Origin of the sequence: Micromonospora sp. NPDC049089 (assembly GCF_040648775.1) — a bacterium.
Lineage (GTDB): Bacteria > Actinomycetota > Actinomycetes > Mycobacteriales > Micromonosporaceae > Micromonospora.
Genome location: NZ_JBEZEH010000021.1, coordinates 1 through 12,569 on the forward strand (window position 1 = coordinate 1; position 12,569 = coordinate 12,569).

Here is a 12,569-nt window from a genome sequence, read left to right on the forward strand (position 1 = left end):
GATCAGATGCGCCTTGGCACCCTGGTTCGACGGGCAACCGCCGAGGTGGTGCAGGGCGATCACGCGGTGGCTGGCGTTCAGCACTGGTGAACCCGAGTTGCCGCCGGAGGTGTCACAGCTGTAGCTGATGTTCCAGGTGTTGTAGTTCGCGTTCCGGACGGCGCAGGTCGTGCCGTTCTGGGTGTCCTCGTAGATCGACAGCCGCTTCGCGGTGCCGTCGCCGTGCCCGGGGATGTAGATCCGGGTGCCGTTGCTGGTGGCGGTCGTCGCCAGGTACAGCGTGCCGAACCCCTGGATGGCGGTGAAATTGTTGACCGAGAACAGGGCGTAGTCCAGTTGGCTGGACCCACCGCTGCTCACCTGGTACAGGGTGGCACCGCTGACCTTGGTGCCGGCGCCGGGGTTCGCGCCGCCGCAGGTGGCGCACTGGTAGTTGAACTGCATCTCGCTGCCGCTCACGGCCGCCTGCGTCGAGAAGCAGTGCTTGTTCGTCAGCATCCGGTTGGTGCTGCCGATCCGCCAGGTGGTGCACAGGCCACCGCCGCTGATCAGCAGCCGTGCCACCGCGCCGCCGCGGGCGTACTCGGTGGGGTGGCTGTTCTGGTAGCAGACCACGTCGCGGCGGGCGTCGGTGCTGCACACGGACTGGGTGGTGAAGTTGTGCGCGGTGATTTCCGTGCGGTCGTACCCGCGCCAGAACCGGTCGATGGTTGCGGCGCTGCCACGTGCGGTGCGGCTGCTGTGCAGTGTCACGACGGCGGTGTCACCCTCCACCGACATCGCCCAGAAACCCGGCTGTCCGTCGGTGGTGTAGTCCGAACCGGTCGCCCGGTTCAGGTGGCGGTCGTACCGGTAGCTCTCCTTGCCGTCGCGGCTCGACACGGTGACGTAGTCGCCGTCGGCCAGTCGCAGAGAGCTGAAGTGCACCTTGACGTAGGTGGCACCGGGGTGCTGGATGATCTGTGTCCCGCCGCTGGGGGCGTAGGACAGTGAGCTGTTCACGGTGCGGAGTTCACCGATCGTCGTCACGCCCTCTGCCGAGAACTGGTGCGATTCCGGTGCCCGCTCGGATCCTGGCGCGAGAGGGGCAACCGAGTACGCCTCGGCGGCGGGTACCGACAGGAGGCTCAGCCCAAGTGTGCAGGCAGCGAGCACTACCGCCCCCGTTCGCAGGCGGCGCAGGGCAAGTTTCATCCGTCGCTCCTTCTCAGGAATCAGCACCGAGGCGTGCCTTCGGCCTTCATACCTGAGTTCACCCAAGACATGTAATCCCATCTATGTCATAACTGCCATCCGCGCTGGCCGAGGGCGGACGGAGGCCGGTGCGACCACTACCATGCGAGCGTGGCTCACGTTGCCCAGGTCCGCAGGCCGTACCCGCTGCTCGTCGCCGCGGCGGTCCTGTTGGCGCTCGGCGCGGCCACGGCGTGGGGAGTCGGCGACACGCTGGGGCTGAGCCACTCCCCCGCCTCCGTGCCCCGTGAGGACGCTGTCGCCGCGCCGGCGCGGACGCCCGCACCGATCCCGCCGTTGGCGTCCCTCGTCGTGCCCGACGAGCCGCGCGTCCAGAAGGCCGCAACCGCCGTCGCCGACGCGGTCGTTCTCCGCGGCCTGCCCCGACCCGTGCTCGTGTCGGCCACGTCGAGCCCGGCCAGGTCAGCAACGGCCGCGCCGGGCACCGGCACGGCGCTGGACCTGTCGGCGGTGAGGACGCTGCGGGCGGGCGTGCTGGCCACCCTCGCCGGAACGCCCGAGTCGTACCGGCTCGACGTGCACGGCGCCGAACTGGCCGTCCAGGGCGGCGACGTCGCGGGCGTGGCAGCCGGGTTGTACCGGCTGGCCGACCGGATCCGCTCCGGTGCCGAAGCGCTCCCCGCGTCGGACGCGGGTCGGGTGGTCATCCCCCGGCTCGGCCTTCGGCTGACCGACGCGGGTTCAGTCGGACGCGAGCCCGACCCGACCGACTTCGCCGCCGGCGACGACTACGGCCTGAACACCGACGTGGTCGGGTCGGCGGTGCTGCCTGGCGCGCCGTGGGTGGACGCCGGCGCCGTGGCCCGCATCGACACGCAGTTCCGGCAGTTCGTCGATCACTCGGTGGCGCAGGGGTTCAACGGCATCGTCGTACCCGGCTTCCTGGAGTACGTCACGTTCGCGAAGGTCGGCGACGGGCGCGCCGTCTATCCGACCGGCGACCCACACGTCGACCGCGCGCGGGCGATGGTCGCGGCCTTCGGCCCCGTCTTCCGGTACGCCGAGGACATGGGAATGCGGGTCTTTCTGCTGACCGACATGCTCGCGGTGTCGCCACCGCTGGAGGCATACCTGACGCGCACGGCCGGCGGCCTCGACGTGGCCGACCCTCGGCTGTGGTCGGTCTACCAGGCCGGCCTGGCCGAGCTGTTCGAGAGCATGCCGTTCGTCGACGGCCTGATGGTCCGCGTCGGCGAGGGCGGCGAGGTGTACGCCGGGACCGGCTGGGACTACTCGTCACGGCTCGCGGTCACCACGGAAACGTCCGTACGCGCGATGCTGCGGGCGCTGCTGGACACCGCGGGCCCGGCCGGCAAGGAGATCATCTTCCGCACCTGGACGGTGGGCGTCGGCGCCGTCGGCGACCTGCACACCAACCCGGCGTCGTACGCGAAGGTGCTCGGCGGGCTCGACGATCCGCATCTCGTCGTGTCCACCAAGTACACCCTGGGCGACTTCTACAGCCACCTACCCCTGAACACCACGCTGCTGGGCGGCGGGCACCGCCGCATCGTGGAGTTCCAGGCCCGGCGCGAGTTCGAGGCGTTCGGGTCGCTGCCCAACGACCTTGGCCCGCTGCACAGCCAGGCGCTGCGTGCATTCCTTGCGGCCAACCCGAACGTCGAGGGTGTCTGGAACTGGACCCAGGACGGCGGGCCGTTGCGCGCCGGACCCATGTCGCTGTACCTGCGCGCGGGGTTCTGGCAGCTCTACGACCTCAACACGTACGCCGTCGGCCGACTCGCCTGGGATCCGTACGCCGACCCGGCGCAGGTCACTGCCGACTGGGCGTACCGCACGTTCTCCGGCGACCCGGAAACCGTCGCCGCGATCGGGCAGGCCATGGCTCTATCCCGGCAGGCGGTCAGCAAGGGCCTCTACATCGGCCCGTACGCCGACCGGACGGTGCGGGCGCTCGGGCTGGAACCGCCGCCCATGATGTGGATCTTCGAGTGGGACATCCCGACCGGCGACTCCGCCGCGCTGGACAGCATCTACGCGGTGACCGGCGGCCGCGTCGACGAGGCGATCGAGGAGGGCACGCAGGCCGTCGCGCTGGCCCGGCGCATGCGCGACCTGGTCGCCGCTACCGAACCGGCGACCTGGCGGGATGCCGAACTGCGCGGCCGCTTCACCGCGACTCTCGACTACCAGGTCAACCTGTTCGAGACGCTGAGCGCATACCGGACCATGGTGCTGCGGCACGCGCAGTGGCTGGACACGGGCGCCCCGGCCGCCCGCCACGACTGGCGGCTGGCCGCAGCGGCGTACCACGACGCGCGCGACACGCACCGGCAGCGCTACGCCGCCGACCTGGACCTGCCCGCGTACAACTTCACCGCCGCCGACCTCGGGGCGCGACGCGCCGACCGAGACCCGGCGATGGCCTGGGCGGCCCGAGCGATGCTCGGATCGATCCTGCTGTTGGTGCTACTCGGCCTGTACGCGCGCGGGTTCGGCGGGGCCGCCGCGCGCGGGTTGCTGCTCGGCGCGCTCCGGCCGTGGCGGGTCGCCGCGCTGCCGACGCCCATGACGCGGGCGGACCGGGTGTTGGTGTGGCTGGTCCCGGCCCTGGTGCTGGTGGCGAGCCGGCTCGTGTTGACCTGGTTCGCCGCGCCGGCGCACCTGCTGGTCACCCTCGGCGGGTGGGCGCTGTTCGCCCTCGTCGTGCGCCTCGTCGTCGGCCGGCGGGATCCGTTCCACCTGTGGGCCGTGGTCGGCGGCGTCGCGCTGCTGCGCAGCGTGCTCCTGCTGGCGGCGCTCGCCGGACGCGGACCGGGCGGTTACTGGTTCGCGTTCTGGACCATGCCGGGTCTGCGCGCGGCGTACGTCACCGTCGCGTTCGCGGCGTTCTGCTGGCTGTTCGTAGCCGTCGCCGTGGTCCTGCGCGACCGGTACGACCTGCGTCGCCGAAGCGCCGTCGGGCTGACCCTCACCGCTGCGGGTGTGCCCCTCGGCGTGCTGTCCGCCCTGGTCTCGGTAGTGGGCCTGGAACGCGCGCTGACGGTGTGGAACGACCAGCTCACGCTGCTGCCCTGGGGCCTGTCCCGCATCCTCGGCATCACCGTCCACCTCGGGATCCCCGCTCGACTCCCCGCATACACCACCGCCGCCGGAATCGCGCTGGCCGCCGCCGGCCTGCTGCTGTCACTCGGCCGCCACCGGCAGTCCGCCTGACCCCTACCCCCCGATGAACCGGATCCGCGCGGGATCGGACACGACGGACCGGTCTAGGCCGGCTCGCGCACACCACCGGCGTTTCCACCGTCGTCCGGCATCGGTTCGGCCGGGGCTTCTGGCAATTCGTCAGGCGCGCCGGGCAGAAGGACCCCCGGGTCGTCGGGCACCGGTTCGCGCGGATCGATGGGCGGATACTGTTCCGGGTCGAGATCGGGTCCAGTCATCACGCGAGTATCCGTCGTTTTCCGCGCTGCCGCTCGTCGGGCCCGGCGGCAGGACCGGCCGTCAGTCGTCGATGGGCGTTCGGCGGGCACCGACAGGCCAGAGGATCGTGGTCGGGACGCCGTGGTGCCGCGCCCAGTCGATGGTCCGATCCGTCGACGCCGGGTGGCGGCCAGGTTTGCCGTCCCACACCGCCACGAGTCGTTGCACCCGTCGGACCAGCTCACGGTTGGCAACCACGTAGGCGGCGGTGTCCGAGCGGTCGTGACCGGTGTGGACGACCGCCGCCGCCCGGTCGAGCAGCTCGTCGAAGGCCAGCCGATTTTCCGGCCTGATCACCGCGACCCGGTAGTCGCGGGCCGGCAGGATCACCTCGTAGGTGCCGCCCAGATCGAGGATCACACGCGCGAAGACCTGGTCCGCACCGGCCGCCAGGCAGGTCACGCCGTGCACGGGCCGGTCGCTGATCCGGCCCAACTCGACGCGGAGCGCGTCGGCGACGAGCAGTTCGGTGTCGCGGGTCAGGTTGATGTGCCCGGTCACGCCGACGCGGACCGGGCCGAGGTCAGGCGGCATCCCTCGGGCCTCTGCGCTGCGCGGGCACCGGAGGTGCCAGCCGGATCAGCTCGAACCCGTTGTCGGACAGCACATCGGGCAGTGCCCGGATCCCCTCACGATTCTGCTCCTGCACGTCGGACGGCAGCTCCTCCCACGGCCGCAGGGCGGGATGCCGCCGCTGAACGTCATCGCGCGGATCACCGTACGTCCAGCCGTCCCCGCGCCGTTCCCGGCACCACCGGTCGTGCTCCAGGCGGGCGAGTTCCTCGATCCTGTCGTCGATGGCCTGCCCGGCGGCCGAGGCGTCACCGGTGCCACCGTGGCGGGGGGCCACGACGCAACCGAGGTCCAACAGTTTGGCGGCGATGTCCTGCACATGGGCCCGGTTGGCCCGCCGCAACGACTCGGGTAGTCGTGACCAGTTCACCATCGCCGGGGCAGCGCCGAGTCGTACCCCGGCGCGTTGCTGGGCCTGGACGTAGCGCTCGTGGATCAGCCGGGCCAGCCGCTCGGTGAGGTCCTCGGCGATCAGCCGGGCATCGCAGGCGTGGGTGAGCACCGGGTAGAGGCGGAGCTTGCCGTGCACCTCGTCGAGCAGGTCGTGTCGGGAGTCGCCGTGGAAGGCCGCGGCGAGCGCCGCCTGCCGGTAGACCGGCACGAACACGGCACTCTCGGCGCCCTGCCACAGGGCGGGCGTGTCCAGCACGAACCGCAGGCCATTGATCTCGTCCGGTGCGCAGACGTAGATGCGGTCGTAGCGGTCGCGGCCGAGACCGACGACACCGTCGAGATCCAGGTCGTACGCGGTCAACTGGCACACGGTGGCCAGGAACGGGTACCGCGACGACGCAAGAGCGATCTCGGTCCCGGCATCCGGTGCCACGACGTCCACCCGCAGGGGTGGCGCGGCCTGGCCCCGGGGGGTGTCGGCTCGGGATGCGCGCCAGTGCCGGACGGTCTCCACCAGGAGAGCCCGGCGGAAGGCGCCGGTGCCCGCGATGAGGATCCTGGTCGGTCGGTCTCCCCCGCTGGGCAGCGGGTGGTGCCGGTTCAGCGCGCGCGCGGCGACGTCGTCGACGTGGAAGTAGTCCAGCCGCAGCCGGCTGGACCCGGCGGCACCGAGTCGTCGGGCCTGCAGGGACAGACACATCTCCGAGTCGTGCACCAGGATGTAGACCCGCGGTGGTTGCCGTCGGTCCTGGATGAGCCGGTTGGCGGTGTTGGCGATGGCGTGGTTGCGGTCGTCGTCCTCGCTACAGGCGTAGATGGTGTGGGCTCGGGGCAGGCCGGCGCCGCGCAACACCTCGGGGCTGGTCGGGTCGCCGACCACGCCGAGGTACCGGCGCCGCCGGTACTCCAGCGGCCCGAACGGTTCGGAGCGCACCACCACCACACGTTCACCATCGGCGAAGAGTCGGTCGGCGAGCATGCGGGCGAACTGGGAGTCCCCGCAGACCAGGACGTGACCACGTGCCCGCCGGGCGCGCAGGCGACGACTCTCGGCGGCCAGCAGCAGCCGGCTGGCCTCTGCGACGGCGAGGAGCGTGAACAGCGGTGCGGCGAACCGGGCGACCTGCAACTGCCACGGGTAGGGGCCGGCGTCCTGAAATGGTTCGGCGCCGAAGACGAAGAGTTGCAGGTCGTAGTAGAGCACGTCGTACGGATCGTGGGCGACGTCCGGTCGGGCCTGGAGCAGGCGCTCGAAGCCGACATAGCCGAGGACGAGAGCAGCCAGCCCGATCACTCCGAAGAGGACTCGCAGACTCCAGCCGGTCGGGCGGGACGAGCCGGCGACCGGATCCGTCATGAGCTCATGGTATTTGACGAGGTCGATCGGATTGTCGCTCGACGCGCACCCACGAACACCTACGGCTCCGGATCGATCACGGAAAGTCGTCGGGCCGGGTGTCGGCCAGCGTGGCCAGCAGTTGCCCGGCCAGCCGCCGAACCGCGCCGTCATCCTCCTGATACGCGAGCCGCACGAGCATCTCCCGGGTCCGGGTGTCCCTGTCGTAGTGCCGGGTCAACGCGAGCAGTGCGGTCCGGCGGATCTCCCAGTCATCGTCGTCAGCCAGCCGCAGCAGCAGGTCCCGTACCCCCGTGCGGCCAGCCAGGCTGGCGCCCAGCTGCTCGACGGCCCGGCGGCGAACCTCCAGGGCCGGATCGTCGCGGACCAGCCCGACCAGCAGCACCTGAACCTCCGGGTCGGCGCCGAAGTGCTCGCCGAGCGCGGCGGCGATGCGGGCGCGGATCGCCGGGTTCTGGTCCGACAGGCGGCGCATGAGTCGCAGCGTCACCGCCATGGACGCCGACCCCTGCTCGGTCAGACAGCGCACGGCGGCGTCGAACACTGTCGGGTCGGTGTCGGCCTCGACGCATTCCAGCAGCACGTCGGTCACCAGTTCCGGGCTCCCGTACGCGCAGAGGGTCTGCACGGCGGCCAACCGGATGCCGACGTAGCTGTCCCGGCGTGCCCGCCGGCACAGTGTCTCCATCAGGCCCGGGGCTTCGCCGTGGCGGGCGAGCGCCTGTGCGGCCGCGCACAACACGTTCGGGTCGGGGTCCCGACTGACCTGCTCGGCAAGGCACTCCCGCACCTCAAGGTCCGGTGGGTCGGCGAGACGGGCCAGGCTACGGGTGACCCGCAGCCGGACGATCGGGTCCCGCTCCTGGGAGGCGCGGCTGATGAGCAGATCTCGGGTCGCGTGACCGAACAACGGTCGCCCGGTGAGCAGGTCGACCGCGGCGAGCCGGACGCTCGCGGTCGGATCGCGTCGAGCGCTCTCCAGCAGTAGTTCCCCGGTGCGGTGGTCGGGGTAGGCCTCGGCCAGCGCGCGCACCGCGGCGAGGCGTACCGTCGCGTCCTCGTCGACGCGAGCCGAGTGAGCCACCACGGTCCACCCCGTGTCGTCGGCGCGGTCCCGGTCGATCAGAGCGGTGACCGCGGCGGCCCGCACGGAGGACTCCTCGTCCTGCTCGATCTGATCGATCAGCCGGGCCCGGCAGCGCCCCTCGGGGTCGGGTACGAGCGCCAACCGCTGCACGGCGACCGCGCGGACCCGCGCTGACGTGTCCGAGCAGGCGAGCTTCAGCAGCAGCTCGGTGCTCTCCGGGTCGGGTCGCTCGGGCAGCAGCTCGGTGAGAATGCAGCGTCGGACCTCGTCCGGGGAATCGCCGGTGACCCGCTGCAACGCCGTGGCTCGTGCGGTGTCGGCGTACTCCGGCAGAACCAGCAGACCCTTCAGCGCGCACTGCACCACGCCGGGGTCGGCGTCGGTGGCCAGCAGTCGCTGCATCGTCTCGGGTGCGTCCGGCAGGTCGGCGCACCGTGCGGTGAGCACTCCGGCGGCGGCCCGCCGCACCGCGACGGCGGTGTCCCCGGTGGCTCTGGCCAACACCTGACGGACGTCGTCGGAGAGTTCGGACCGGGTGCCGAGGGACTGCACGGCCAGCGCCCGCACCGCGAGGTCGGGGGAACTGGCGAAACCGCGCAGCACGTCCACGAGGTCGGGGTCGGCGCCGAAGTGGGCGACCACTGCGCGTACGGCGGCCTGCCGTACCGCGGTGGAGACCTCGGCCTGCGCCTGGGCGACCAGGATGTCCCGGCATCGGCGACTGCTGCCGCCGGTGGCCTCGAGGCGGCCGGCGGCCTCGGCCAGCCCGGCGACCAGGGTGAGGTGGGCCTGACGCTCGCGACCCTGCCCCAGCTCCCGGACGAGCAGGTCTTCCATTTGCTCCTCGGCGGTGGACAGCACCGCCGCGATCCGGGTGGCGAAGGGAGAGCCAGATCGCCAACTGGTCCGGACACCACGGCGGCGGTACCAGTGCAGGAAAATCTCCCGGCCGGGCCAACTCGGGCCGAGCGCCCGGATCGAGGACAGCAGCTCCTGCTCGGTGAGATCCACCAGGTTCGGGTCGTCCGCGGAGATGCCATGCTCGATGAGACGCACGACCTGCCGCAGCACGGCGTCGCCCGCGTCGGCCAGTTCGGCGGGCTGCGGCGCCTCGGCCACGCACTGCGCCGCCAGCACCAGGTTCCACGGCGGCCCGGTCAGGTTCAGCGGCGGCCACGGTTGGGTGGCCTCGGTGGCGAGCAGGGTGACCAGCTCGTTGGCGGTCTGGGCGGGGAGGGCGCTGGCGACCAGTCGAAGCACCTCCCGCCACGACGGATCGGCCCAGTGCTCGCGAAACAGTGAACGCAGACGATCGAGGCCCCAGTTGGTTGGATCATGCTCGCATCTGTCCACGATCTCCTCTGCACAGAAAAACTCCAGGAACGCTCGGTGCACGAACCCGAACAGTCGTAGCCCGTAACGTTCCAGGATGAAGCTTCGCTGCCGCAATTTGTCGATCATCGAGTAGGCCATGGCGAGCGCCCGCTCATTCTCGAAGCCGTAGAAAGCGACGAGGTGGTCCCGGAAGATGCGCGCCAGTTCGTCGGACTCAATGTAGTTTCCGGCGGGGCCGGACTCGCGGAACTGCATCCAATACGCCAGGTGACGCAGCAGCCGACGCTTCGCCTGCAGGTCCAGCGACGGCACCTCGCCGTGGCTCTCGCGCAGTTGCTTTGTCACATCCCACTCGGAGATCAGAACGTCGGTGACGTGCGCGTAGAGCCGGCGTCGGTTGCGGGGCAGCGGGTGACCCCGGCCGACGATCGCCATGAGCATCAGCAACAGGGGGTTGCCGGCGATCTCGCGCATCGCTCGAGAACTGCCCACCACGTCGAGGATCTGCCGCCGCTGCCGCTCTGCCTCCGCGGCCGGCGTGGGCATCACGTAGCGGTACCAGTTGCCGAGGAACCTCGCGATCTGCTCGTCGTCGAGATCCTCCAGGGTGAAGTGGTCGAAGCCTGCGTTGGCAAAGGTGTGCCGCTGGTAGCCGGCCGCCCGCGAGGTGACCACTGTCAGCACTCCCGGGTACTCGTTGGCGAAAGTGGCGATCTGCGCGGCCACCTCTTCCCGCTGCGCCGGGTCGAACACCTCGTCCAGGCCGTCGAACAGGAACAGTGCCTGACCGCCCTGGCGCAGGTACGCCTCCAACACGTCCTGGTCGATGCCGGCCAGCCCCTGCTGGTGGCGGTGGCCGACGTAGTCGAGCAAGCCGTCGCACCGGCCGTCCCCGTGATGGGTGGCGTACGAGCGCAGCTCGATCAGGACGGGTAGGTACCGGTCCAGCGCACTCAGTCGAGGCTCGACGCAGACCTCGGCCAGCGTCAGCGCCAGGTACCGCGCGGCCGCGGACTTGCCGGAGCCGGGGTCGCCGAGCAGCACGATCGTGCGCCGACCCGGGTCGGACACCACATCGAACAACGACAGCTCGTCCTTGGCCGCGTACTCCTCCCAGAGCCGCTCCACCTCCTCCGGGTTGACCACCCCGGGCAGCCCGCCGACGTCGTCGCCCGGCGTGGACCCGGCCCAACGCCACCACGCCAGGGGCATCTCCGGTCGCGCGTCCTCGTGGACGCGGGGTTCCACGAACACCTTGGGCAGCCCGACGGTGAGGTAGCCGATGGTGGGACGCGGTGAGACCGCGTCCACCGAGACGGTGTGGTATCTCAGCGACAACTGCTTGTAGTACTGGTTGCGGACGGCCGTCGGCAGGTGGGTGTCCGGGTCGGCGGGCTCGCGCGCCGGGGACCTGCCACTGCGTACGTCGGCCAGTGCGGCGGTCACCTTGGCGGTGAGGTCGTCCACGCCGGAGAAGAAGGCGCAGAGGTGACGCTCCTTGAGCTCACGGCGCAAGGCGACGATCTGCTGCCAGTCGGCGTCCCGGTCGATCATGTCGACCGGCCAGGGCGTGTCCTCCGCGAGCAGGAAGACCAGGCATGGCTTTCCCGCCGCGAGCGCCTCCCGGTATTCCAACTCGGTGATCGAGGACTCCTGGCCGGGCGGCCGGAACCCGTACCGCCAGGCGAACAGGCCCACGTAGAGGTCGCATCGGCGCACGTCGGCGAGGCAGCGGTCCAGCGGCGGACGGATGTCGGCGCCGTACGCCTCCATGGCCACGTCGTCGATCTCCAGACGGCGAGCCACGGCGTGCACGGCAGCGCGGTATTCCAGCAGGTCCTTTTGTGTGGCCGAAATGTAGACCTTCATGAACGGCAAACTCCAGGGAGTGGCTGGCGACCGCACCATTGAAAATATCAGCAGTTGTCACGTCCGGCCGACCCGCGAACACTCCGAATGCCCGACGTACATGGGATTCCCGCTCACTCCGGGCCTATGATGACCGTCAACAGATACGGATCCGGGCGGTCGAAACTCGCACCCGTGGAGTCTCGGTTGTCCGACGCGGATCCGTGTCGGTGCCGGTCGCGAGGGGTGTACGTCAATCAGCATGAGCCGCATACCGCGCGATGAGCGCGAGTCGGTGGCAGCGTTGCGGAGGAAGCCATGCTCACTGTCGGTGAGGTGCACACCAGCCTTCTGCAACACAGCACGGCGTTGGCCCAGGAGCAGAGCGCCGAAATGCTCAGCCTGATCGAAGGCGAGGCCGTGCTGACCTCCCGGCGTCCATCGCTGTACGCGGTGTCACCCGATGTCCGCACCGGTGTCGACTGCTGGCTCCCGAGCGCCAGAGGGCGCCAGTTACGTGGGGTGGGAGCGGTGGTCACCCGGGCCATCGTCACCGGCGGCCGGATGGTGCAGGCCTCCTCGGTCATCCACGTCGTCGCCGGCAAGCGCCGCCAGCCGTGGTCGCACTATCTGGCCAACCCCGGCGTCCTGGAGACGGTCGGCAAGCTGGACGTCGCCGACCTGAGCGCGGGCTTCCTGCACGGCAACAACGCCGACGTGCTGAACCTGGAGGCGATCACCGGCAGGGTTCTCGACGGTGTGCAGATGTCTGACCTGCTGGACCGGCGCCCGCCACTGCGCACCGCCCGCACACGGCTGCGCTGGACCGCGCAGGCCGACGCGCGTCCGGACCGGGACGTCTCGGCGGTGGTGACCGTGGACTCGCCCACCCTGCGTACGGTCGAACTCGTGCTCGACCCGCAGGACGTGCCGGCCGCCGTTGCCGGGCTCTGCGAGGATCTCGCGTTGCACGACTGGCTGCTGACCATGCTGTCCTCGCTGGTGGAGTCCGCGGTCACCCGATCAGCCTCCGGGCAGGAGCACGTCGAGCGGCTGCGGCCGGTGCTGGAGCACCTGCTGCACCTGTGGCTGCCCGGCGCGCGGGTGCACCCGCGGCTGCGGCCGATCTGGGAGCAGTTGGAGCAGGTACCCGGGTTCAGCCGTCAGTGGAACTCGTCGGTCAACTGGATCCGGGATCAGATCAGCGTGAGCAACATGGCTCTGCTGCGCGACCTGGCCGGCCGGGTGGCCGTCGACGAGCCGTGCGGGAGCTGAGCA

At 70.7% G+C, this 12,569-nt stretch carries 6 protein-coding genes; 2 read left to right on the forward strand and 4 right to left on the reverse strand.

The features are described 5' to 3' along the window. The coding region (locus AB0B48_RS06215; RefSeq protein WP_357196645.1) for a serine protease at window positions 1–1,194 on the reverse strand (1,194 nt) is incomplete at its 3' end. 150 nt (window positions 1,195–1,344) lie between these two features. Here AB0B48_RS06215 and AB0B48_RS06220 point away from each other — a divergent pair. Next, the gene (locus tag AB0B48_RS06220) at window positions 1,345–4,431 is read left to right on the forward strand and encodes a hypothetical protein (protein WP_357196648.1); all 3,087 of its coding nucleotides are present in this window, start codon (window positions 1,345–1,347) and stop codon (window positions 4,429–4,431) included. Between the two features lie 288 nt (window positions 4,432–4,719). Here AB0B48_RS06220 and AB0B48_RS06225 read toward each other — a convergent pair whose 3' ends face one another. The 3 genes from AB0B48_RS06225 to AB0B48_RS06235 all read right to left on the reverse strand — a co-directional run bounded on the left by AB0B48_RS06225 (window position 4,720) and on the right by AB0B48_RS06235 (window position 11,312). Then, window positions 4,720–5,232, reverse strand: coding sequence for a hypothetical protein (locus AB0B48_RS06225; protein WP_357196651.1), 513 nt, complete (start codon window positions 5,230–5,232; stop codon window positions 4,720–4,722). Then, window positions 5,222–7,021, reverse strand: a complete 1,800-nt coding sequence (locus AB0B48_RS06230; protein ID WP_357196654.1) for a RyR domain-containing protein — start codon at window positions 7,019–7,021, stop codon at window positions 5,222–5,224. Before AB0B48_RS06230 ends, AB0B48_RS06225 begins: the two co-directional genes overlap by 11 nt. A 76-nt stretch (window positions 7,022–7,097) precedes the next feature. Next, window positions 7,098–11,312, reverse strand: a complete 4,215-nt coding sequence (locus AB0B48_RS06235) for a HEAT repeat domain-containing protein (RefSeq protein WP_357196657.1) — start codon at window positions 11,310–11,312, stop codon at window positions 7,098–7,100. Window positions 11,313–11,609: 297 nt separating this feature from the next. Here AB0B48_RS06235 and AB0B48_RS06240 point away from each other — a divergent pair, with 297 nt between their 5' ends. Further along, window positions 11,610–12,566, forward strand: coding sequence for an SCO2521 family protein (locus tag AB0B48_RS06240; RefSeq protein WP_357196660.1), 957 nt, complete (start codon window positions 11,610–11,612; stop codon window positions 12,564–12,566). The last annotated feature ends 3 nt before the right edge of the window (window positions 12,567–12,569 follow it).